Origin of the sequence: Paracoccus aeridis (assembly GCF_004923205.2) — a bacterium.
Lineage (GTDB): Bacteria > Pseudomonadota > Alphaproteobacteria > Rhodobacterales > Rhodobacteraceae > Paracoccus > Paracoccus aeridis.
In genome coordinates this window covers 90,561-111,033 of record NZ_SELD02000035.1, presented here as the reverse complement: position 1 = coordinate 111,033, position 20,473 = coordinate 90,561, and the positions used below count along the sequence as shown (strand labels likewise).

Here is a 20,473-nt window from a genome sequence, read left to right as displayed (position 1 = left end):
TTCAGGGCAGGATGCTGAGCCAGAACCAGACGCTGAACATCGACAGCACGGTCGAGACCAGCACCGCCGACGCCGTGACTCGCTTGGCCGTCCCGTAGATCGCCGAGAAGAGGTAGGCGTTCACCCCCGGGGCCATGCTGGCCGTCACCACGGCCGAGCGGAGCGCGGGCACCGGCAGCTGGAACAGGTGCCCCAGCGTGAAGGTGATGACCGGGTGGATCACCAGCGAACAGGCGCAGACCAGCGCGATCGCCCAGCCGTCGCCCTCGGGCCGGTAGCGGAACAGGATCCCGCCCAGGCCGAACAGCGCGGTGGGCAGCGCCGCGCGCGACATCATGTCGGCCGCGTCCCAGAACCCCTGCGGCATCACCAGGCCCATGCGCAGCAGCACGTTCATCGCCGCGCCGCACAGGATCCCGATGATCAGGGGCGTGTGCAGCACCCCCGACAGCGCGCGCATGGCGATGCGTCTGCGCGACAGGCTCTGCCCGCGCGCGCGCGTCACCTCCATCACCGTGATCCCGAAGGTGTAGAGCAGCGGCGAATGGATCGCGATGATCGCGACGTTCCCGGCCAGCGCCGCGGTCCCGTAGGCGCGTTCCATGATCGGGATGCCGAGCAGGAGCGAGTTCGAGAAGAAGGCCGCGAACCCGATCGCCACCGCATCCTCGTGGCTGCGGCGCAGCACCCGGATCGACGCCCCCCACGCCAGCAGGAAGGCGGCGAAGGCGCCGGTGTAGAACGCGACCCAGGTCCACGGGTTGAAGTCCGATGCAAGATCGAGCCGCGCCACCTGCGTGAACAGCAGGACCGGCACCGCGAAGTTCTGCGCGAACCGCATCAGCGCGTCGATCCCGGCCTCGGTCAGCAGTCCGCGCCAGGCGACTACGTAGCCGTAGCCGAGGACGATGAAGACCGGCAGGATGACGGTGAAGAGAACGCTCACAGCGTCAGCACCAGCCCGTCATGCGCGGGCACGACGTGGTCCGGCGTCTCGGCCATCACTTCGTCGTAGTCGAGGTCGATGTGCATGTTGGTGATGACCCCGCGCCGCGCCCGCGAGCGTTCGATCCAGCCGAGCGTCAGGTCCAGATGCGCGTGCGACGGGTGCGGCGTGCGGCGCAGCGCGTCGCAGATGAAGATCTCCGCGTCCGTGATCGCGGGCCAGGCCGCGTCGGGGATGTCGTTCACGTCGGGCAGGTAGACGAGCGCGCGGCCGTCCTCGCCCGTGATCCGCAGCCCCAGGGCGGTGATGCTGCCGTGCTGCACCTCGATCGGCAGCACCTTGATCGGGCCGCCGGCGCCGGCCACGGCGAATGCGCCCTCGATCAGGTTCAGCGCGACGATCGGCGGATAGGGCGAGCCCGGCGGCGTGCGGAAGATGTAGCCAAAGCGGGTCTGAAGCGCGCGGGTCGTCGCGGCATCCGCCCAGCCCGGCAGCACGCCGCCGGTGTTGTGGGTGATCTGGCGCAGGTCGTCGATGCCGTGGATGTGGTCGGCGTGGGGGTGGGTCCAGACGACCGCATCCAGCACGCCCACGCCCGCGTCGGTCAGCTGCGGGACGAGGTCGGGACCAGTGTCCACCAGCAGCCGCGTGGTCCCGCCGGGGCCCTCGCGCTCGACCAGCAGCGAGCAGCGGCGGCGGCGGTTCCGCGGGTTCGCGGGATCGCAGGCGCCCCAGCGGCCGCCGAGCCGCGGCACGCCGCCCGACGATCCGCAGCCGAGGATCGTCGCGCGGATCATCCTTGCGCGCCCGGCACGGGATGCGCGGCCGCCTTCGCGAACAGGCGGTCGAAGTTGGCGCTGGTCCGGGCAGCGAACTCGGCCTCGGTCATGCCGAACAGGGCCGCGCCCGCGCGGGCGGTGTGGACGACGTGGGCGGGCTCGTTGCGCTTGCCGCGAAAGGGCGGCGGGGCGAGGAACGGCGCGTCGGTTTCCACGAGGATGCGGTCGATCGGGGCGGCGGCGAAGATGTCGCGCAGTTCGGTCGAGCGCGGGAAGGCCGCGATCCCCGACATCGACAGGTAGAAGCCGAGGCCGAGCGCGGTCTCGGCGAGCGCGGGCCCCGAGCTGTAGCAGTGCATGACGCAGGAAAACGCGCCCGCGGCGTGTTCGGACGACAGCATCCGCGCCATGTCGTCGTCCGCGTCGCGCGAATGGATGATGAGCGGCAGCCCGGTGCGGCGGGCGGCTTCAATGTGGATCGACAGGCTCTCGGCCTGCACCGCGGCGCTTTCGGCGGTGTAGTGGTAGTCGAGGCCCGTCTCGCCGATCGCCACGAACTTGGGGTGCGCGGACAGCGCGACCAGCTCCTCCACTGTCGCCATCGGCTCCTCGGCGGCCTGCATCGGGTGGGTGCCGGCGGCGTAGAAGACGCCGTCATGCGCCTCGGCGATGACGCGGACCGAAGCTTCCAGCCTCAGCCGGGTGCAGATCGTAACCATGCGCGTCACCCCCGAGGCGCGGGCGCGCGCGACAAGCTGGTCCTGCTCGCCCGCGAAGTCGGGGAAATCGAGGTGGCAGTGGCTGTCGACGAGCGCAGGCGGGCGCCCGGGTGGCGGCGCGGATGGGGGCGCAGGCGGGGCGTCCGTCGCAGCGGGGGCGGTCTGCGGATCGGTCATGTGGGCCTTCGATGGAAATCCGGTCGGGCGGGCGTCAGGCGTCGGCGTTGCCGGGCACCTGCGCCAGCGTCAGGAGCATATCCATGACCAGCGCGGAAGGGTCAAGGTTGACCGCCCGGCCGCGCCGCGCCCGCGCCGACAGGTCGGCCTGCGCCGCGGCCCAGCCCCGCGCGGCGCGCTCGTCGGGAGAGATGCGGGCCATGACCTCGGCCTCGCCTTCCGCGGCCTGCACCAGCGGCGCGCCCATCAGCCCCGCCCGCGCGGTCCGTGTCAGGAAGCGGTCGAGCAGCGTGACCACCAGGTCGAACGGATCGCCGTCGGCGCCGGCCCGCGCGCCCGCGACCTCGGCCAGCGCGGCGGCGCGGGCGCGGTCGAAGCGGGGCAGGGTGGCGAACAGGTCCACGATCGACTGATACACCGCCAGCCCGTCCTGCCCGGCGAGCCGCAGCGCCTCGCCCACCGATCCATCCGCCAGCGCCCCGAGCCGGACCGGATCGCCCCCGACCTCCAGCGGCGCCATGGCCTGCGCCATCGCGTCGGGATCGAGAGGAGGAAGCCGCAGGGTGCGGCAGCGCGACCGGATCGTCGGCAGCAGACGTGCCGGCTGGTGCGCGACCAGCAGGATCAGCGCGTCGGCCGGCGGCTCTTCCAGCATCTTCAGAAGCGCGTTCGCGGCGGCGGTGTTCAGCTCGTCCGCGGCATCGACAATGGCGACGCGTCGCCCGCCCTCGGCCGCGCTCATATGGAAGAACGACAGGAGCTTGCGGATCTCGTCCACCGTGATTTCGGACCGCAGGCGGTTGGTCTTGTCGTCTACCGGGCGGCGGACGAGGTGCAGGCGCGGCTCGGACAGGGCGGCGATGCGGCGTGCGACGGGGTGGTCGGGCGGCACCGAGAGGTCGTCGCTTCCGGCGCCGGACAGAAGCCACCGGGCGATCGCCCAGGCGAGGGTCGCCTTGCCGGTTCCGCGCGGGCCGGTCAGGAGCCAGGCGTGGTGCAGCCGGTTGGACCGGGCGGCGGCGACGAACTCGGCCACGGCGGCGTCGTGCCCGATCACGCGCGGGGTGTCGCGCGGGTGGGGCGCGCCGGGGACGCGGTCGGCCTCGGGGGCTGGGGCGTCGGTCATGTCGCCGCTGCCAGCGCGGCCCCCACGGCCGCGCGGACGCGGGCGGCCACGTCTTCGGCGCTGCCGCTGCCATCGACCACGCGGACGCGGTCCGGGGCCTCGGCCGCGAGCGCGAGGAACCCGGCCCGAAGCCGCGCCTGGAACGGCAGGCCCATGTTCTCGAACCGGTCCTCGCCCGCGCCGCGCGCCTTGCCGCGGCCGAGCGCGACCGCCGGGTCCGCGTCGATCACCAGCGTGAGATCGGGCTCGACGCCGATCATCAGGTCGTGCAGGCGGTCCACGGTGGCGCGCAGGTCGGCGCGCGCGGCGCCCTGGTAGACGCGGGTGGAATCGGCGAAGCGGTCGCTGACGACGACCGCCCCGCGCGCGAGGGCGGGGCGGATCGTCCGTTCCAGATGATCGCGCCGGGCGGCGGTGAACAGCAGAAGCTCGGTCCCGGGGGACCAGCGTTCGCCCGCGCCCTCGACCAGCAGGCGGCGGATTTCCTCGGCCCCCGGCGATCCGCCGGGCTCGCGGGTCAGGACGACCTCGCGCCCGCTTGCGCGCAGGTGGTCGGCAAGCAGGCGGGCCTGCGTGGACTTGCCCGATCCGTCGATGCCTTCCAGGCTGATGAACATGCGCGCCGGCAGGGTCAGCCGCCGGCCGCGTCGATCGCGCGGCGGCCAAGACGCATTGCTGCGCCCTGCATCCGTCCCAGCACGCCCGCGCGCGGCACGTCGGTCGCCGCGAGAAGCGGCAGGCGCGCGCCTGCGGTGCCGGGGATGGTCACGACCAGCTCGCCCAGCTTCTGGCCCGCGCGGACCGGCGCCTCGATCGGGCCCTGGAACACCGCCTCGGCCGTCACCCCGCGCTCGGCGCCGGCCGGGATCAGCACGTTGACCCCTTCGGGCGTGGTCAGGTTCACCCGGGACGTCTCGCCCAGCCAGACCGGCGCGGTCGCCACCGTCTCGCCCCCGGGCACCAGCGTCTTCATGGTGAACTGCCGGAAGGCCCAGTTGACGATCCGCTCGGATTCCTCGGCCCGCGCCGTCTCGGACGGCAGGCCCCCGATGGCGAAGACGATCCGGCGCCCGTCCTGCACGGCCGACCCGACCAGCCCGTAGCCCGCCTCGGCGGTGTGCCCGGTCTTCAGCCCGTCGGCCCCGATGCCGAGACCCAGGAGCGGGTTGCGGTTGAAGCGGTTCGCCGGCGCGCGGTTGTCATAGGGGTATTCGGTCACCGCGAAGTTCTTGTACAGTTCGGGGAAGTCCTGCACGAGGTGCAGCCCCAGCATCCCGAGGTCGTGCGCCGACATCTCGTGACCCGGCGCCGGCCACCCCGAGGCGTTCACGAAATGCGAGTTCGTCAGCCCCAGCGCGCGCGCGCGGTCGTTCATCAGCCGCGCGAAGGCCTGTTCCGTCCCCGCCAGCCCTTCGGCCACGACGACGCAGGCGTCGTTGCCCGACAGCACGATGATGCCCTTGATCAGTTCCTCGACCGTCGGCCGGTCGCGTTCGTTGAGGAACATCGTCGATCCCTGCATCTCGCGGGCCCTGGTCGACACGGGAAAGCGCGTGTCCATCGACACGCGGCCTTCGTGAACCGCCTCGAACAGCATGTAGACGGTCATCAGCTTGGACATCGAGGCGGGCGGGCGGGCCACGTCCGCGTCCTTTTCCATCAGCACGGTGCCGGTGGCGACGTCATAGACCCACGCCTCGCGCGCGCTGGTATCAAACGCATGCGCGGCAGGGGCCATAGCCAGCAGCAACGCCAGGACGGGGGCGGCGGCGAGGAGGCGTGACGGGAACGCGCGCATGGTGATGTCCTTTGCCAGTTTGTGGTCAGGGTTAACGCAGCCCGGCCCTGGTCGCAATCGACGGGCGAGTTGTCGCATGCCGGTCGTGAAGATTTCCTGAACCGATCCTCACATCCCCATCGCTTCGCGCCAGTGCCGGCGGCAAAGGGAATCGTAGGTCTCGTTCCCGCCGATCTGGATCTGCGCGCCTTCGCGGATGACGCGCCCGCATTCGCCGCGGCGGACGACCATGGTGGCCTTGCGCCCGCAATGGCAGATGGTGCGCACCTCGCGCAGATCGTCGGCGAGCGCCAGTAGCTCGGCCGAGCCGGGGAAGAGCTGCCCCCTGAAGTCCACCCTCAGCCCGTAGGCCATGACCGGGATCCGCAGGTCGTCGGCCACGCGGGCCAGCTGCCAGACCTGCGCGGGGGTGAGGAACTGCGCCTCGTCCACGAAGATGCAGGCGCAGCCGCGGCCCTCGGCCTCGATCAGCGCGAACAGGTCGGTGTCGGGCCAGAACGAGGTCGCGTCGGCGGCGATGCCGATGCGGCTGCCGATCCGGCCCGGACCCGCGCGGGTGTCGACCGCCGCCGTCAGCAGCAGCGTCGCCATGCCCCGTTCGCGGTAGTTGTGCGAGGCCTGCAGCAAGAGCGTGCTCTTGCCCGCGTTCATGGTGGAGTAGTGGAAATACAGCTTGGCCATGGCGCGGGTTAGCGCGGGCGGGCCGCGGCTGGCAAGCCTGCTGCCGGGACGGGAAGGGGCCGCGCGAACGCGGCCCCTGATGGGTCTTCCGATCAGCCGCGGCTCGCGGACCGCGGCGCGCGCGAGGGGCGGCGGGCGGGGCGCTTGCGGGCGTCGCCCTCGGGCTTGGCGCCGAACTTGCGCGCGGCGGGGACGGGCCCGGTCGGCGCCTCGCCCCCGATCACGGGGATCGGGGACTTCATCGCCTTCTCGATCGCGCGCAGCTCGCCCACCTCGGCCGGGGCGCAGAACGCGACCGCGCGGCCATCGCGGCCGGCGCGCGCGGTGCGGCCGATGCGGTGGACATAGTTTTCCGGCACGTTCGGCAGGTCGAAGTTGTAGACATGCGCGACTTCCGGGATGTCGAGCCCGCGTGCCGCGACATCCGTCGCGACCAGCACATGCGTGTCGCCGGCGCGGAACGAGGCGAGCGCCCGCTCACGCTGGCCCTGGCTCTTGTTGCCGTGGATCGCGGCGACCTTGTGGCCCCACTTGTCCAGCAGCACCGCCAGCTTTTCCGACCCGTGCTTGGTGCGCCCGAAGACGATGGCCAGTTCTCCCGGGTGCCTGGCGAGATAGTCCGCCAGCAGCGTCGCCTTGTCGCCCTGGTTCACGAAGTGGACGCCCTGCGCGATCTTCTCGGCAGCCTTGCCGGGCGGGTTCACCGCCACGCGGACCGGATCGGTCAGGTAGCTCTCGGCAAGCTCCTCCATCAGCTTCGGCATGGTGGCCGAGAACAGCATCGTCGTGCGTTCCGCCGGTAGCAGCCGCGCGATGCGGCGCAGCGCGTGGATGAAGCCGATGTCGAGCATCTGGTCGGCCTCGTCCAGCACCAGGTAGCGGGTCTGGTCGAAGCGGATCGCCCGCCGCTCGATCAGGTCGATCAGGCGGCCCGGCGTCGCGATCAGCACGTCGACCCCGCGGGCGAGCCGGTCGATCTGCACGTTGATCGAGGCGCCGCCCACCACGCGGAAGGCCCGGATGCCGGTGCCCTGGGCGAAGCCCTCGACGTTCTGGGCGATCTGGGTCGCGAGTTCGCGCGTCGGCGCAAGGATCAGCGCCCGGCAGGTGCCGGGTTCGGGGCGCCGGCCCTCGGCCAGAAGGCGGGTCAGCATCGGCAGGCTGAAGGCCGCCGTCTTGCCGGTGCCGGTCTGGGCAAGGCCCATGACGTCGCGCCCGTCGATCAGGGCGGGGATGGCCTGCGCCTGGATCGGGGTCGGCTCGGTCAGGCCGAGGTCGGGCAGGTTGACGGCCACGCGCGGGTCGATGCCCATGCGGGTGAAGGGCGTATCCATGTCGGGAATGGCGCGGCGGATGAAGGGCTCGGCCTCGGCCCGTTCCTTCTTGGCGCGGCCGGGGCCGCGTCGGGCGCTGAAGCCTTCGGACCGGGTCTTGGGCGCGCCGTCGGGGCGAGGTCCGCGATCGGGCCGGGGACCGGCGTTGCCGCTGGACTCGCCGCGGCGGGGGCCGCCCGAACGGTTGCCAGCGTTGGTGACGCGGGGCGGACGCGCCCCGTTGATATTGTCAGTCATGTCTTTTCCTGGCGCGGACCCCCGTATCGGGCGGCGCGGGACCGCGCGCCCGGACAACGGGGCGCGGCGAACGTAAGGGTGCGGGTCAGATACGAAACCCGCCGGCAGCCCTTGCGTGACATGGGAACCTGAGATGGTGCCGGGCCCTTCGCAACGGACTGCGGCTGCTCACGCGGCAGCAGGCTTCGACCCGACCCATGTGGAGGGGCGGCAAGGGAAAGTCAAGGTCGCAGACATCCGTGCTGCAGCCGCCCGGTGGGATCGTTCCCGCAGCGACCATCATCATATGTTAAGCATCCAGCGGGCGAGTTCTGCGTTCTGGAACCATCGGCGCGGCTGAAGGCTGAACGCCCTCACGGCACCGACCGCATCGGCGACGGCCCTCTTATCCGCGCCGGTATCGCAGAACGTTCGCAGAAGCGATCAATCGGGAGCGACAACAGATGCAAGACGATTGGAATTCGAACAACCGGCGTGGTGGCGGGTCCGACTGGGACCGGCGCGGCAACCGGCCGGGCTTCGTCGACCGCGACGACTGGCGCGAGGATCGCTATGCCTCGCGCGGGCAGAACGACTATTCCGGTGGATCGGGCAGCGACCGTGACTACGGCGGTGGCCGCGGCAGTTATGGCGGCGGTTCCGGCGACTACGGCCGCGGCGGCGGCTATGGCGGCAGCAGCTACGGCGGCGACGACTATGGCCGCAATTATTCGGGCAGCGGCAGCTACGGCGGCGGCGCGCGCGGCAACTACGGCACGGGCTACGGCGGCGCCAATTACGGCGGCGGCACCTACGGCTCTGGCGGCTATGGTGGCAGCTACGGCGGCGACTATGGCGGCGGCGCCGGTGGCCGGTCGATGCGCGGCTCGCAGGGGCGCGGTTGGGACGACGACTACGGCTCGGGCCGGTCTTCCGCTTCGGATTTCGGCCGGTCGTGGGATGATTACGGCCAGTCCGGGGGAATGTCCGGCGGCGGCTATGGCGGCGGGCAGTCCGGTGGCGGCCAGTACGGCCGCCAGTATGGGGGCATGTCCCGTGGTGGCTACGGCTCCTACGGATCCGGCGGCATGGGCTCGGGCGGTCGCGGCATGGGCGGCGGAATGAGTGGCGGCATGGGCGGCGGCTCGTCCGCATGGTCGTCCTGGGACGACGGGATGATGTCCGGCGGCTCGCAGGACTACGGCCAGGGCTACAGCCAGGGCGTGGGATCGCGTTCCATGGGCGGGATGAGCGGCTACGCCGGCGGCATGTCCCAGGGCGAACGCTCCAGCGACGGCTGGACCAAGACGCACCACAGCGGCAAGGGCCCGAAGGGCTATTCCCGTTCGGACGACCGCGTCCGCGAGGACGTGTCGGACCGGCTGAGCGACGATCCGTCCGTTGACGCCTCGAACATCGAGGTGAGCGTGTCAGGCGGCGAGGTGACGCTGAGCGGCACGGTCGAGCGCCGCGAGGACAAGCGCCGCGCGGAAGACTGCGCAGAAAGCGTCAGCGGCGTGACACATGTGCAGAACAATCTGCGCGTCTCGTCGTCGGGATCGTCGGGAATGTCGTCCGGGTCTTCGGGCATGTCCTCGGGTTCGGGCAGCAGCTCGGCCACGGGCAGCAGCTTGGGAGCCACGGGCAGCGGCTCGGGTGCCAGCGGCAGCAGCGCCGGCGCCGATTCGACCGGGTCCAGCGGGTCGAGCAGCACCACCGACACCTCGTCGGGCTCGTCCGGCAAGGGCAGCCGCTGACGCGCATGCCGTAGCAATCAAGCAGAAGGCCCCGGCATCGCCGGGGCCTTCGTGCGTTCCGGCGGGGTCCGGTTGGAACCCGCGCGCGAAATCGTGAACCTTCGGCCGCGCCGCGCGTTCACGTAGTCCGGCACGCAAGCCGCCACCCTGATGCACCCTGAAGGAGATCGCCCCGTGTTCCGAACCCTCATGCTCTCGGCGGCCGTCACGGCATCTTTCGCAGGCGCAGCCTCGGCCCAGGTGGTCGTTTCGTCCAAGATCGACACCGAGGGGGGCGTGCTGGGCAACCTGATCCTCGCCGTGCTCGATCATGCCGGGATCGAGACCGAGAACCGCGTGCAGCTGGGCGCCACCCCGGTGGTGCGGCAGGCGCTGGTCGCGGGCGAGATCGACATCTATCCCGAATACACCGGCAACGCCGCTTATTTCTTCAACCGCGCCGAGGAGCCGATATGGAGAAACGCCGCCGATGCCTACGCCGAGGCGAAGAAGCTCGACGCAGAGCAAAACGACCTCGTCTGGCTGACGCCCGCCCCCGCCAACAACACCTGGGGCGTGGCCGTGCGCCGCGACGTGGCAGAGCCTGCGGGCGTCACGACCTTCTCGCAGTTCGGGCAATGGGTCGCGGGCGGCGGCAACGTCAAGCTGGCGGCCTCGTCCGAGTTCGTGAACTCCGCCCCCGCGCTGCCGGCGTTCCAGGCGGCCTACGGCTTCACGCTGTCCCCCGAACAGCTGATCGTCCTGTCGGGCGGCGATACCGCCGCCACGATCCAGGCCGCGAGCAACCAGACCAGCGGCGCGAACGCCGCCATGGTCTACGGCACCGACGGGCAGATCGCGGTGTCGAACCTCGTCGTGCTGGAAGACGACAAGAACGTGCAGCCGGTCTACCAGCCCGCGCCCGTGATCCGCGCCGAGACGCTGGCCGAGCACCCCCAGATCGAGGAGCTGCTGAAGCCCGTTTTCGAAAGCCTCACACTGGAAACGCTGCAGGAGCTCAACGGCAAGGTGCAGGTCGACGGTCTGCCCGCGGCCGACGTCGCGCAGGAATACCTGACCGCGAACGGGCTGCTCAAGTGACCTGCTGATGAGCCCCATGCGCGGCGGGATCCGCCTGCTGTTTCTGCCGCTGGCGCTGTCGCCGCTGCTGCCGTTCGCCGTCTTCCGCGCCAACCGGATCGCGCAGGGCGAACCGCGCAGCCTGGTCGAGACGCTGGGCGCCGGACCGGCCGCGCTGGCCGTCGCCGCGCTGGCGGGGGGCATCGCCGCGCTTGCGTTCGCGCGCAGGCCCGCGTGGGGCGCTGCGATCGCGGCGGCGCTGATCCTCGGCATCGTTCTTGCGGCGGGGTGGGGCGCATCCAGTCTCATGGCCGGGGTTCCGACGCAGGCGCGGGTCTCGCCCGGCGCGGGGTTCTGGGTCGCGCTGGTCGCGGCGGCGCTGCTGCTGATCGACGCGCTCGCCCGCATGCGCCCCCGGCCCGCGCTGCGGCTGGCGCTGGTCGGGTTCGCGGTCGCGGCAGGGGCGCTGCTTCTGTCCTCGGGTGCGCTGTCGCAGCTGTCGGTCATGCAGGAATACCGCAACCGCAGCGCGGCGTTCTGGCGCGAGGGGGCCAGCCACCTGTGGCTCGCCTTCGGGTCGTTCGCCGCGGCGATGCTGGCGGGGGTGCCGCTCGGCATCGCGCTGACCCGCCGGGCGGGCGCGCGGGGCTCCGTCCTGGGGCTGCTGACGATGCTGCAGACGATCCCGTCGATGGCGCTTTTCGGAATGCTGATCGTGCCCTTGGGGTGGCTGGCCGCGAACCTGCCCGCAGCCCACGCGCTGGGGATCCGGGGGATCGGCGCGGCGCCCGCCTTCGTCGCGCTGTTCCTGTATTCGCTGCTGCCGATCGTCGCCAACACCGTCGCGGGGATCACCGGCGTCCCCCGCAGCGTGACGGAGGCCGCCGACGGCATGGGCCTGACCCGGCGCCAGCGCCTGTTCCATGTGGACGTGCCGCTGGCGCTGCCGGTCATCATCACGGCGGCCCGGATCGTGCTGGTGCAGAACATCGGCATGGCGACGGTTGGCGCGCTGATCGGGGCGGGGGGCTTCGGCACCTTCGTCTTCCAGGGGATCGGCCAGACCGCGACCGACCTCATCCTGCTGGGTGCGCTGCCGACCGTGGCGCTGGCCTCCGCCACGTCGGCCGTGATGGACGCGCTGATCGGCATGCTGCCGGGGGGCGCGCGATGATCGAGCTTCGGTCCGTGTCCAAGGTCTATGACGGCGTCGCGGTCGTGGACGACGTGACGCTGACGCTGGAACGCGGAACGCTGACGGCGGTGGTGGGCACCTCCGGTTCGGGCAAGTCCACGCTTCTGCGGATGGTGAACCGCCTGGTGGAGCCGACCTCGGGCCAAGTCCTGATCGACGGGGCGTACACCGCCGTCATCGCGGCGCCCGAGCTTCGGCGCAAGATCGGCTACGTGATCCAGGATCACGGCCTGTTCCCCCACTGGACCGCCGCGCGCAACATCGGGACCGTGCCGGTCCTGCTGGGGTGGCGCCGCGCGGACGTGCGAAGCCGCGTGCGCGAGCTGATGGAGATGCTGCAGCTCGACCCCGACGTGATCGGCCCGCGCTTCCCGCACGAGCTGTCGGGCGGGCAGGCGCAGCGGGTGGGCGTCGCGCGCGCCCTGGCCGCCCGGCCCGAGCTTCTGCTGATGGACGAGCCCTTCGGCGCCCTGGACCCGGTCATCCGCGCGCAGGCGCAGGCCGACCTGCACCGCGTGCAGCGGCGGCTGGGGACGACCGTGATCCTCGTCACCCACGACATGGCCGAGGCGATCCGCCTGGCCGACCGCATCGCCGTCATGCGCGCAGGTCGGATCGAGCAGTTCGCGCCCCCCGCCGACATCATCGCGAAGCCCGCGACCCCGTTCGTGGCCGAGCTTCTGGGCGAGGGCGACCGCGCCTTCCGCTATCTGTCGCTGAAACCCGCGGCGGATGTCGCGCGGCCGGACGGGGCTGCGGAGGGGGCTGCGGACGGGCCGGTGCTGCCGGGCCACGCGACGATGGCCGAGGCATTGTCCGAGATGATCTGGACCGGCCGCGACCGCGTCCGCATCGCGAACCCGGACGGCGACCCCGGCATCGTCACGCGCGAGGCGCTGATCCGCGCGGGCCGCCCGGAATGAAGGCCGCGCCATTCGTCCGGCTGGCGCTCTGGACGCTGGTTGCGGCCTTCGTGCTGTGGCCGGACCTGTTCGCGCCCCTTCTGCGTCCGCTTGCGCCGGACGGGATGCCGGTGATCTACGACCGCGCGCGCCTTGCCGACCTGACGCTGTGGCACCTGGGGCTGGTGGTCGCGGCGATCATCCCGTCGGCGCTGCTGGCGACCGCGCTCGCGATCCTCGTCACGCGCCCGAGCGGGGCGGAGTTCCTGCCGCTCGCCCGCGCGCTCGGCGGCTTCGGGCAGACCTTCCCGCCGGTCGCGGTGCTGGCGCTGGCGGTGCCGGTGGTGGGCTTCGGCGCCTGGCCCACGCTGATCGCGCTGTTCCTCTATGGCCTTCTGCCCGTTCTGGAAAACGCGCTCGCGGGGCTGTCGGGCGTGCCGCGGGCGGTGATGCTGGCCGCGGACGGCATGGGCATGACCCCGCGCCAGCGCCTGTGGCGGGTGGAGCTGCCGCTCGCCGCGCCGCTGATGGTCGAGGGGGTGCGGATCTCGACCGTGATCGCGATCTCGACGGCCGCGATCGGATCGACCGTCGCCGCGCCGGGTCTGGGAGAGGTGATCATCGCCGGGCTGAACGCCAACAACCTCGCGTTCGTGGTGCAGGGAGGGTTGCTGACGGCGGCGCTGGCGCTGATCGTGCACGACGCGCTGGGGCTCGCCGCGCATGCGCTCAAGGCGCACCGCAGGGTGACGGTGGCCGGGTGACGGTGGCGGCGGCCGGATGGCGGTGGCGGCGGCCCGAGGAACCCTTGCGGCGCCTGCCCGTTGACCCCTGCAAATCAACGAAGGGCGATACCCATGAAACTGCGTCTCAGCCTCCCCGCGCTCCTGCTGCTCGCCGCGCCGCTGGCCGCGCAGGAAGCGGGCACCGTCACGCAGAACGAGATCGAGCCGCAGGCCTATGCCGGCGTCTGGTACGAGATCGCGAGCGTTCCCGCACCTTTTCAGGCCATGTGCGAGGGCGGCACGACCGCGCGCTACGACCTCGTCGATGCCGGGACGCTGCGCGTCCTGAACCGCTGCGACATGCACGACGGCAAGACGGCCGCGGTCGAGGGCACGGCCGAGGTCGTCGGCGGCAACCTCAACACCTTCGACGTGTCGTTCCCGCAGGCGCCGGACGAGGCGGGCGTGAACTACGTCGTGGTCGCGGTGGGCGAGATGGAAGACGACAGCTACCCCTGGGCCGCCGTGCGCTCGCCCGAGCCGGGCTTCGCCTGGATCCTGTCGCGCACGCCCGAGCTTGGCGCCGATGACCGGCAGGCCGCCGAGGCGGCGCTGACCGAGGCGGGCACCGACGTCTCGACGCTCGTCGACACGGCGCAGCCGCCGAAGACCTACGATCCCGCGCAGGACCAGCATGCGGACTGACGCCGCCCGCGGGGCGATCAGGCCCGGTCGGCGCTGTCCATCCAGATCGTGACCGGGCCGTCGTTCAGCAGCGACACCTTCATGTCGCCCCCGAACTCTCCGGTCTGGACCGGCACGCCCTGCGCGCTCAGGTCACGGGCGAAACACTCGTAGAGCCGCCGCCCATCTTCGGGCGGGGCGGCCGCGGAAAACCCGGGGCGGTTGCCGGTGCGGGTGTCGGCGGCGAGCGTGAACTGGCTCACGACCAGCGCCTCGCCCGCGATGTCGAGGACCGAGCGGTTCATCTTGTCCGCGTCGTCCTTGAAGATCCTGAGCTTCGCGACCCGTGCCGCCAGCTTCGCCGCCGCGGCTTCGTCGTCGCCCTGCATCGCGCAGACGAGGACCAGCAGCCCCGGCCCGATCCCGCCGATCTCGCGGCCGTCCACCTCGACCGCGGCGTGGGTCACGCGCTGGATCAGGGCGCGCATCTCAGCGCCCCAGCAGGACGCCGACGACCACGGCCATCAGCCCCAGCATCGACGACGCCAGCGCCGCCATGTTGATGGCGACGGTCCGCTGCATCTCGGCCCGAAGCCCCGCCTCGTCCAGCTTGCCCGACGCGCGGTCGCGGCGCGCCCGGACGACGCGCAGGATGCACCACAGGATCGCGCAAAGCCCCAGCGCGGTCAGCAGCGCGCCGCCCCAGATCAGCAGGTCGAAAGCGGTCATGGATCGTTCCCTCCAAGCGGCGTGGCAGGCGTTTTCCCGGGCCTAGCGGCGATTGCGCCAGCGGGCAAGACGGCCTAAGGGTGCCGCCCTGACAAGATCGCCGCCGCGGCAACGGCCGGCTTCAACGAACGGGGACACCGATGCAGGACGATACCAGCTACGGCGTCGCGGCTGGAGAGCTGCGGCAGTTCATCGAACAGTACGAGCAGCTCGACGCCGAAAAGAAGGACGTGGCCGAGCGCCAGAAGGAGCTGATGGCCGAGGCGAAGGCGCGCGGCTACGACACCAAGGTGATGCGCAAGGTCATCGCGCTGCGAAAGCGCGACAAGGACGACATCGCCGAGGAAGAGGCGATCCTGGAGATGTACAAGGCCGCGCTGGGCATGGCGTGACGGGCATGACGTGGCGGGCGTGGCGTGACGGGGCATGGCGTGCCGGGGGCATCGCGCGCCCGGCATCGCGTGACGGTGGACACCGGGTCGTCCGCCCCGGCTCAGGGGGCGATGAACTCCACCCCCGGCAGCGCCGCGATCTGGGCCACGTCGTCGTCGTAGGCGGCGGTCATCCGGTCCACGCGGTCCTGCGTCCAGCCGGGCGTGGTGATCGTCGCGTCGATCGCTTCAGGTCGGGCGTGGCGGTGCAGCATGTCGGAAAAGATGTCGCGGCGTGAATCGATCGTCAGCTTGGGCGCGTTCTTCAGCGCCGCGCGCAGTTCCACCATGCCCTCTTCGGTCAGCACGTCCGCCAGCGCCGACAGCCCCGCCCGCAGCGGCACGTCGGCGGGGATGCCGGCCAGGCGGCGCAGCACCTCGGGCCAGATCAGCGGGGTATCCTCGTGGCACCACAAGACCAGCCGCCGGCGGCCGATGGACTGCAGGATCTGCCGGATCGCGGGGGCCCAGCGCATCTCCTCGGGGTTGCGGCCCGACATCAGCTGGTCGGCCCGCTTCGGATCCATCCTGTCCAGCAGGAACGGGATCAGCGTGGCAGGGTTGCGCAGCGCCATGAAGAACTCGGCCTCGGCGCTGGGGAACAGGTTCGCGGCCGCGACCATCTTGGGACCGGCCGCCGCGAAGAAGCCCGGCTCGGCAAGGCAGCGCGCGGGCACCCCGATCAACGCGGGCTGGGAGATGATGATGCGCCGCGGCTCGTCGCCGTCGAGAATGGAATCGAGCAGCACATCTTCCATCTCGGGGGTGGCGGGGCCGCCCGACAGGGCCGCCAGCGCCTCTTCCAGCAGGCCGCGGTGGCGCGAGGGGGGGATCGGTTCGATGCCGTTGTCCAGCATCCAGGCGCGGTTATCCATCAGGGCGCGGACGGTGCGCTCGGGCTCGGTCCCGTGTGTCCCCAGATAGAATGCTGCCTTCATCGTCCGTCCTTCATGCGCAAGGTCGCCGCGCACACTAGCGTCGGCGGCGCGACAGTCAAACCGAACGGAAATCTTGCGCGCGGGCGTGGCCGCGGCTAGGGATCGCAGAGGGCCGGTTTAGCTCAGCGGTAGAGCAGCGGTTTTGTAAACCGAAGGTCGGGGGTTCAATCCCCTCAACCGGCACCATGCCCCGCCATCACTGCGCGGACGCCCGGTTTTTCCGGTATCTTGCGCCCCCGCCGCACCGCCCGCGCACCAAATCCGCAGACCTGTCCCAATGGACAACTAAACAGTGAGTGCGACTTCCGGTAATCCCGTCGCAGTTGACGAGTTGGCCGGTTGTTTTGGTGAGTAAGCGCTGTATGTCGGGGGTGGCGAACGCCTCCCCCGACTGCCCCGGGCCCGGGATTTTACTCCGCCAGGCATCTACCTGCGTCAGAACCCGACTTCGTCGCCGCCCTTCAGGGCGAGGATTTCGCGCGCCTCGGCGGGCGTGGCGATCCCGAGGCCCAGTTCCTCGAGGATCCGGCGGATCTTGCTCACCTGCTCCGCGTTCGACTTCGCAAGCTGGCCGGGGCCGATGTACAGGCTGTCTTCCAGCCCCACGCGGACGTTGCCGCCCATCATCGCGGCCTGCGTGATCAGGGGCATCTGGTGGCGCCCGGCGCCCAGCACCGACCAGCGGTAGTCGTCGCCGAACAGCTTGTCGGCGGTTTCCTTCATGAAGATCAGGTTCTCGGGCGCGGCGCCGATGCCGCCCAGGATGCCGAAGATCATCTGGATGAAGAACGGCGGCTTCAACAGGCCCCGGTCCACGAAATGGGCGACGTTGTAGAGATGGCCCACGTCGTAGCATTCATGCTCGAACCGGGTGCCGTGGGCCTCGCCCAGGTTCCTCAGGATGTATTCGATGTCCTTGAACGTGTTGCGGAAGATGAAGTCGTCGGTGCCCAGCAGATAGGGCTTTTCCCAGTCGTGCTTCCACGCGCGGTCCTTGGCGGCCATCGGGAAGATGCCGAAGTTCATCGACCCCATGTTGAGCGATGCCATCTCGGGCCTGGCCGCCATCGCCCCTTCGAGCCGCTGTTCCATCGTCATCGTCAGCCCGCCGCCGGTGGTGATGTTCACGACCGCGTCGGTGGCCTGCTTGATCCGGGGCAGGAACTGCCCGAACACCTCGGCCGCGGGCGAGGGACGGCCGTCCTTCGGGTCGCGGGCGTGCAGGTGCAGGATCGCGGCACCGGCCTCGGCCGCCTCGATCGCGGACTGCGCGATCTCGTCGGGCGTGACCGGCAGCGCGTCCGACATGCTGGGCGTGTGGATGCTGCCGGTGATCGCGCAGCTGATGATGACCTTCGGGGTGCGATGGGGTGCTTTCGTCATGGGGTCGTCCTCCTTCTTGCGGAATGTCAGGGATGGCGTGCGAGCCTGTCCAGCCACATCGACCGGGCCCCCGCGGCCTGGCGCGCGATCTCGACCGCGCGGGCGGGCGTCACCGCCTTGAACGCGATCCGGGCGCGCGGGCGCAGCTGGACGATCCGGTCGAGGTCGGCGGCCAGCACCGTCGCGATCTTGGGATAGCCGCCGGTCGTCTGGTGGTCGCGCAGCAAGATCGTGGCGACCCCGTCGCCCGCGACCTGGATCGACCCCGCGACGATCGGCTCGGACGGGATCGACAGCGCCTCGCGGATCGCGAGTGCGGGCCCGCGCAGGCGGACACCCATCCGGTCATACGAATCCGACAGCGCATGGACCCCGTCCAGAAGGGCCGACAGCGCGTCGGGTTCCAGCCGGTGTTCCTGCGGCCCGATCACGACGCGGGCGTGCGAGGTCGGCCGGGCGAAGACGGGGCAGGGAAAGCTGCGCTCGCGGGCGGGATCGACGCGGCGTTCCTCGACCACGATCTCTTGGCCCGTGGCCAGCAGGCCGCCGCCGAAGCCCGAGGTCGCGAGCGTCGCGGTATGGCCCAGCCATTCTTTCGCCCGCACCCGCCCCGCAAGCGCGAGATAGGTCCAGCTGCCCCAGTGTCCGGGCATGATCCGCAGCGTCTCGCCCGCGCAAAGCGTCCGCGCTTCCCAGACGGCGCTGCGGCTGCCGGCGTGATCCATCAGGAACCCGCCCCCCGCCACCGCGAAGGTGACCGCTTCCCCGACGCATTCGACGGCAAGGCCTGCGGGCGACACCTCGATCGCCGTGGCATCGGCGGCGTTCCCGACCGAGAGGTTCGCGGCCGCGTGCGCCGTGCGGTCCATCGGACCGGATGCCGGGACGCCGAACCGCATCAGCCCGGGACGCCCGCCGTCCTGATAGGACACGTGGGGACCGGCATGGGTGATCCGAAGCCGCGCCGTGGTCATGCGGCGACCGCGCGCCTGGCCTTGCGTTCGAACTCGTCACGGCCGATCCGGCGCATGCCGACGGGGTCGCCCACGTCGAACAGGAACGGCCGGTCCTCGTCGCCGGTCAGGATGCGCGTGGGCGACCGGCCGAGCACCCACCAGCCCGTGGGCATCAGGAGCGTCGTCACGATGCATTGCGGCCCGGCGATGATGACGCTGCCGGCCGGAACGCCGCGAACCGCCGCGGGCTTGCGGGGCAGCCGGATCGCCGCCGGGGTGCCCGACATGTAGGCGTAGCCGGGCGTGAAGCCGTACATCCGCACCCGGTAGTCGCCGCCCAGATGCGCGGCGATGACCTCGTCCACGCTGAGGCCCGTCTGCCCGGCCACGGCGGAGAGGTCGGTCCCGAGATCGGGGTCGTAGCACACCTCGACCTCGCGTCGCGTGCCGGCGGCGGAAGCCGGGGCAGGGCGGCCGAGACAGTCGCGCACCGCCGCCTCGATCGCGGCGTGGTCGGTCACCAGCGGGTCGAAGTCCACGAGCAGGTTCACCATGCCGGGCACGACCTCGCGCAGACCCGCGGGCGGGGCGGCGGCGAGCGCGCGGTCAAGCGCCGCGATGCGCTCGCTGGTGGCGTCGTGGATGGTGTCGCCGAACTCCACCAGCAGGGCGTGCTCCGCCACGGGCGCAAGGCGCAGGGTCACCACGTCAGCCCTGCAGGAACGGCGCGACGGTGACGCCCGCCTCGTCCAGCCGGGCGCGCAGCAGCCGCGCCATCAGGGCCGCGCCGGGGGTGTCGCCGTGGACGCAGACGGAATCGGCCGCCAGTTCGATCGGCCTGCCGCCCTCGACCGGCATCCTGCGGTCCTGAAGGAAGCCGATCAGCCGCTGCGCGACCGCCTCGGCGTCGTGCAGGACCGCGCCGGGCCGGCCGCGGGGGACGAGCTGTCCGTCCGGCTGATAGGCGCGGTCGGCGAAGATTTCGGAAAAGACCTGCACGTCGGCCTGCCGGGCCGCCTGTTCCAGCGCGGTGCCGGAAATCGCGAGGATCGCGAGGTCGCGGTCGATGCCCCTGACCGCCGCCGTAATGGCGCGCGCCACGTCGGCGTCGGCCGCGGCGAGGTTCGCCAGCGCGCCATGCGGCTTGACGTAGCGGACGCGGGTCCCGGCGAGCGCCGCAAGCGCCGACAGCGCCCCGGTCTGCGCCGCGACCATGCGCCCGATCTCGTCTGGCCGCATCGGGATCACGCGGCGGCCGAAGCCCTCGCGGTCGGCGTAGCCCGGGTGCGCCCCCACCACCACGCCGCGCGCGGCGGCGAGCGACAGGGTCGCGAACATCGTGTCCGGGTCGCTCGCATGGCCGCCGGCGGCGACGTTCGCGCTGGTGACCAGCGACAGCATCGCGTCGTCGTCGCCCATCACCCAGGGGCCGAAACCCTCGCCCAGGTCCGAGTTCAGGTCGATCCGTGCCATGCCGCCCCCTCCCTTGCCGCCGGCATCTGACACCGCCGCGGCGGCGGCGTCCAGCCGGGGGGGGCGCTTGCACCCCGGCGAATGCCCGCTAGCCTGCATCGCAGGAGGCGGAAGGTCATGGAGCCCTATGGCGACGGCGATCACGGGTCCGGCGTGGTGGCGTTCCAGATCGGGCGCGCCCATATCGACGTCCGGTTCAGGAACGGGTCCGTCTACCGCTACACCGCGGCGTCGGTGGGGCAGGACAACCTCGACCGGATGGCGGCGCTGGCCTGCGCGGGCAGCGGCCTGTCCGGGTTCATCAGCCGAACGGTCAGCAACCGCTACGCGGCGCGGCTTGAATGACGGATCGGCGCGGGGCAGGGGGAAGCCGGAGTAACTGCGATCCTGGCGTCAAGCATCTGTTACGGCGCTTGTCTGTCCCAATGCGCCCTTGCGGCGACTTCCCCGGCAAGAGCGGCGTGG

Annotated in this window: 23 protein-coding genes and 1 tRNA gene; 9 read left to right on the top strand and 15 right to left on the bottom strand. The window is 71.4% G+C overall.

Going from position 1 to position 20,473, the window contains the following annotated elements:
- Position 1: 1 nt before the first annotated feature.
- The 8 genes from ELI80_RS11040 to ELI80_RS11005 form a co-directional block, all read right to left on the bottom strand.
- The gene (locus ELI80_RS11040; RefSeq protein WP_136651968.1) at positions 2–946 is read right to left on the bottom strand and encodes an AEC family transporter; all 945 of its coding nucleotides are present in this window, start codon (positions 944–946) and stop codon (positions 2–4) included.
- Positions 943–1,743 (bottom strand): MBL fold metallo-hydrolase, encoded by an 801-nt coding sequence (locus tag ELI80_RS11035; RefSeq protein WP_136651967.1) that lies wholly within the window; start codon positions 1,741–1,743, stop codon positions 943–945. The genes ELI80_RS11040 and ELI80_RS11035 overlap by 4 nt, the downstream gene beginning before the upstream one ends.
- Positions 1,740–2,621 (bottom strand): TatD family hydrolase, encoded by an 882-nt coding sequence (locus tag ELI80_RS11030; RefSeq protein WP_136651966.1) that lies wholly within the window; start codon positions 2,619–2,621, stop codon positions 1,740–1,742. Before ELI80_RS11030 ends, ELI80_RS11035 begins: the two co-directional genes overlap by 4 nt.
- Positions 2,622–2,655: 34 nt before the next feature.
- The gene (locus ELI80_RS11025; protein WP_136651965.1) at positions 2,656–3,747 is read right to left on the bottom strand and encodes a DNA polymerase III subunit delta'; all 1,092 of its coding nucleotides are present in this window, start codon (positions 3,745–3,747) and stop codon (positions 2,656–2,658) included.
- Positions 3,744–4,364 carry a dTMP kinase gene (gene tmk / locus ELI80_RS11020; RefSeq protein WP_136651964.1) on the bottom strand — a complete coding sequence of 207 codons (621 nt, stop codon included), beginning with the start codon at positions 4,362–4,364 and terminating at the stop codon, positions 3,744–3,746. The genes ELI80_RS11025 and tmk overlap by 4 nt, the downstream gene beginning before the upstream one ends.
- 14 nt (positions 4,365–4,378) lie before the next feature.
- A complete protein-coding gene (locus ELI80_RS11015; protein ID WP_136651963.1) occupies positions 4,379–5,545 on the bottom strand; it encodes a D-alanyl-D-alanine carboxypeptidase family protein in 1,167 nt (388 codons plus the stop codon).
- A 108-nt stretch (positions 5,546–5,653) separates the two neighbouring features.
- Entirely contained in the window at positions 5,654–6,226 is a 573-nt protein-coding gene (locus ELI80_RS11010; RefSeq protein WP_136651962.1) for a thymidine kinase, read from the bottom strand.
- Positions 6,227–6,318: 92 nt separating this feature from the next.
- Positions 6,319–7,560 carry a DEAD/DEAH box helicase gene (locus ELI80_RS11005; RefSeq protein ID WP_500048774.1) on the bottom strand — a complete coding sequence of 414 codons (1,242 nt, stop codon included), beginning with the start codon at positions 7,558–7,560 and terminating at the stop codon, positions 6,319–6,321.
- 680 nt (positions 7,561–8,240) lie between these two features.
- Between ELI80_RS11005 and ELI80_RS16535 the strand changes: the two genes are divergently transcribed.
- From ELI80_RS16535 to ELI80_RS10970, 6 genes are all read left to right on the top strand, one after another.
- The gene (locus tag ELI80_RS16535) at positions 8,241–9,533 is read left to right on the top strand and encodes a BON domain-containing protein (protein ID WP_268939874.1); all 1,293 of its coding nucleotides are present in this window, start codon (positions 8,241–8,243) and stop codon (positions 9,531–9,533) included.
- A 189-nt stretch (positions 9,534–9,722) separates the two neighbouring features.
- Positions 9,723–10,613, top strand: a complete 891-nt coding sequence (gene osmF / locus ELI80_RS10990; protein WP_236641455.1) for a glycine betaine ABC transporter substrate-binding protein OsmF — start codon at positions 9,723–9,725, stop codon at positions 10,611–10,613.
- 7 nt (positions 10,614–10,620) lie between these two features.
- Complete coding sequence (locus ELI80_RS10985; RefSeq protein ID WP_136651960.1) at positions 10,621–11,766, top strand: ABC transporter permease; 1,146 nt, start codon at positions 10,621–10,623, stop codon at positions 11,764–11,766.
- A complete protein-coding gene (locus ELI80_RS10980) occupies positions 11,763–12,710 on the top strand; it encodes an ABC transporter ATP-binding protein (protein ID WP_136651959.1) in 948 nt (315 codons plus the stop codon). Before ELI80_RS10985 ends, ELI80_RS10980 begins: the two co-directional genes overlap by 4 nt.
- A complete protein-coding gene (locus ELI80_RS10975; protein ID WP_136651958.1) occupies positions 12,707–13,453 on the top strand; it encodes an ABC transporter permease in 747 nt (248 codons plus the stop codon). The genes ELI80_RS10980 and ELI80_RS10975 overlap by 4 nt, the downstream gene beginning before the upstream one ends.
- A 93-nt stretch (positions 13,454–13,546) precedes the next feature.
- A complete protein-coding gene (locus tag ELI80_RS10970) occupies positions 13,547–14,119 on the top strand; it encodes a lipocalin family protein (protein WP_136651957.1) in 573 nt (190 codons plus the stop codon).
- A gap of 17 nt (positions 14,120–14,136) precedes the next feature.
- On the opposite strand, the gene dtd is transcribed toward ELI80_RS10970, so the two are convergent.
- Together dtd and ELI80_RS10960 are read right to left on the bottom strand one after the other, a co-directional pair.
- On the bottom strand, positions 14,137–14,586 hold the full coding sequence (gene dtd / locus ELI80_RS10965) for a D-aminoacyl-tRNA deacylase (RefSeq protein WP_136651956.1): 450 nt from the start codon (positions 14,584–14,586) through the stop codon (positions 14,137–14,139).
- Between the two features lies 1 nt (position 14,587).
- The gene (locus ELI80_RS10960; RefSeq protein WP_136651955.1) at positions 14,588–14,827 is read right to left on the bottom strand and encodes a hypothetical protein; all 240 of its coding nucleotides are present in this window, start codon (positions 14,825–14,827) and stop codon (positions 14,588–14,590) included.
- Between the two features lie 140 nt (positions 14,828–14,967).
- Between ELI80_RS10960 and ELI80_RS10955 the strand changes: the two genes are divergently transcribed.
- Complete coding sequence (locus tag ELI80_RS10955) at positions 14,968–15,219, top strand: DUF2312 domain-containing protein (RefSeq protein ID WP_131673586.1); 252 nt, start codon at positions 14,968–14,970, stop codon at positions 15,217–15,219.
- Positions 15,220–15,320: 101 nt separating this feature from the next.
- Here the strand turns inward: ELI80_RS10955 and ELI80_RS10950 are convergent, their stop codons facing one another.
- Complete coding sequence (locus ELI80_RS10950; RefSeq protein ID WP_136651954.1) at positions 15,321–16,196, bottom strand: hypothetical protein; 876 nt, start codon at positions 16,194–16,196, stop codon at positions 15,321–15,323.
- A gap of 111 nt (positions 16,197–16,307) precedes the next feature.
- Here ELI80_RS10950 and ELI80_RS10945 point away from each other — a divergent pair.
- A tRNA-Thr gene (locus tag ELI80_RS10945) sits at positions 16,308–16,382 on the top strand.
- A gap of 249 nt (positions 16,383–16,631) precedes the next feature.
- On the opposite strand, the gene kce is transcribed toward ELI80_RS10945, so the two are convergent.
- Genes kce through ELI80_RS10925 form a run of 4 tightly spaced genes read right to left on the bottom strand, consistent with a single transcriptional unit; the run spans position 16,632 to position 20,008 of the window.
- Positions 16,632–17,579, bottom strand: coding sequence for a 3,5-dioxohexanoate:acetyl-CoA acetone transferase (gene kce, locus ELI80_RS10940; protein WP_136651953.1), 948 nt, complete (start codon positions 17,577–17,579; stop codon positions 16,632–16,634).
- 26 nt (positions 17,580–17,605) lie between these two features.
- Positions 17,606–18,553: a 5-oxoprolinase subunit C family protein gene (locus ELI80_RS10935; RefSeq protein ID WP_136651952.1), complete on the bottom strand. Its 948-nt coding sequence runs from the start codon at positions 18,551–18,553 to the stop codon at positions 17,606–17,608.
- Positions 18,550–19,239 carry a 5-oxoprolinase subunit B family protein gene (locus ELI80_RS10930; protein WP_201740618.1) on the bottom strand — a complete coding sequence of 230 codons (690 nt, stop codon included), beginning with the start codon at positions 19,237–19,239 and terminating at the stop codon, positions 18,550–18,552. Before ELI80_RS10930 ends, ELI80_RS10935 begins: the two co-directional genes overlap by 4 nt.
- Before the next feature lie 4 nt (positions 19,240–19,243).
- Positions 19,244–20,008, bottom strand: a complete 765-nt coding sequence (locus tag ELI80_RS10925; protein ID WP_136651951.1) for a LamB/YcsF family protein — start codon at positions 20,006–20,008, stop codon at positions 19,244–19,246.
- A 117-nt stretch (positions 20,009–20,125) separates the two neighbouring features.
- Here ELI80_RS10925 and ELI80_RS10920 point away from each other — a divergent pair, with 117 nt between their 5' ends.
- Positions 20,126–20,353 (top strand): hypothetical protein, encoded by a 228-nt coding sequence (locus ELI80_RS10920; protein WP_136651950.1) that lies wholly within the window; start codon positions 20,126–20,128, stop codon positions 20,351–20,353.
- Positions 20,354–20,473 lie beyond the last annotated feature (120 nt).

What these genes read in the sequence shown, in the direction of transcription:
- ELI80_RS11035 (WP_136651967.1), bottom strand. Translation starts at nt 1,743, where the DNA reads ATGATCCGCGCGACGATCCTCGGCTGCGGATCGTCGGGCGGCGTGCCG.
- ELI80_RS11030 (WP_136651966.1), bottom strand. Translation starts at nt 2,621, where the DNA reads ATGACCGATCCGCAGACCGCCCCCGCTGCGACGGACGCCCCGCCTGCG.
- ELI80_RS11025 (WP_136651965.1), bottom strand. Translation starts at nt 3,747, where the DNA reads ATGACCGACGCCCCAGCCCCCGAGGCCGACCGCGTCCCCGGCGCGCCC.
- tmk (WP_136651964.1), bottom strand. Translation starts at nt 4,364, where the DNA reads ATGTTCATCAGCCTGGAAGGCATCGACGGATCGGGCAAGTCCACGCAG.
- ELI80_RS11015 (WP_136651963.1), bottom strand. Translation starts at nt 5,545, where the DNA reads ATGCGCGCGTTCCCGTCACGCCTCCTCGCCGCCGCCCCCGTCCTGGCG.
- ELI80_RS11010 (WP_136651962.1), bottom strand. Translation starts at nt 6,226, where the DNA reads ATGGCCAAGCTGTATTTCCACTACTCCACCATGAACGCGGGCAAGAGC.
- ELI80_RS11005 (WP_500048774.1), bottom strand. Translation starts at nt 7,560, where the DNA reads ATGGATACGCCCTTCACCCGCATGGGCATCGACCCGCGCGTGGCCGTC.
- ELI80_RS16535 (WP_268939874.1), top strand. Translation starts at nt 8,241, where the DNA reads ATGCAAGACGATTGGAATTCGAACAACCGGCGTGGTGGCGGGTCCGAC.
- osmF (WP_236641455.1), top strand. Translation starts at nt 9,723, where the DNA reads ATGCTCTCGGCGGCCGTCACGGCATCTTTCGCAGGCGCAGCCTCGGCC.
- ELI80_RS10985 (WP_136651960.1), top strand. Translation starts at nt 10,621, where the DNA reads ATGAGCCCCATGCGCGGCGGGATCCGCCTGCTGTTTCTGCCGCTGGCG.
- ELI80_RS10980 (WP_136651959.1), top strand. Translation starts at nt 11,763, where the DNA reads ATGATCGAGCTTCGGTCCGTGTCCAAGGTCTATGACGGCGTCGCGGTC.
- ELI80_RS10975 (WP_136651958.1), top strand. Translation starts at nt 12,707, where the DNA reads ATGAAGGCCGCGCCATTCGTCCGGCTGGCGCTCTGGACGCTGGTTGCG.
- ELI80_RS10970 (WP_136651957.1), top strand. Translation starts at nt 13,547, where the DNA reads ATGAAACTGCGTCTCAGCCTCCCCGCGCTCCTGCTGCTCGCCGCGCCG.
- dtd (WP_136651956.1), bottom strand. Translation starts at nt 14,586, where the DNA reads ATGCGCGCCCTGATCCAGCGCGTGACCCACGCCGCGGTCGAGGTGGAC.
- ELI80_RS10960 (WP_136651955.1), bottom strand. Translation starts at nt 14,827, where the DNA reads ATGACCGCTTTCGACCTGCTGATCTGGGGCGGCGCGCTGCTGACCGCG.
- ELI80_RS10955 (WP_131673586.1), top strand. Translation starts at nt 14,968, where the DNA reads ATGCAGGACGATACCAGCTACGGCGTCGCGGCTGGAGAGCTGCGGCAG.
- ELI80_RS10950 (WP_136651954.1), bottom strand. Translation starts at nt 16,196, where the DNA reads ATGAAGGCAGCATTCTATCTGGGGACACACGGGACCGAGCCCGAGCGC.
- kce (WP_136651953.1), bottom strand. Translation starts at nt 17,579, where the DNA reads ATGACGAAAGCACCCCATCGCACCCCGAAGGTCATCATCAGCTGCGCG.
- ELI80_RS10935 (WP_136651952.1), bottom strand. Translation starts at nt 18,553, where the DNA reads ATGACCACGGCGCGGCTTCGGATCACCCATGCCGGTCCCCACGTGTCC.
- ELI80_RS10925 (WP_136651951.1), bottom strand. Translation starts at nt 20,008, where the DNA reads ATGGCACGGATCGACCTGAACTCGGACCTGGGCGAGGGTTTCGGCCCC.
- ELI80_RS10920 (WP_136651950.1), top strand. Translation starts at nt 20,126, where the DNA reads ATGGAGCCCTATGGCGACGGCGATCACGGGTCCGGCGTGGTGGCGTTC.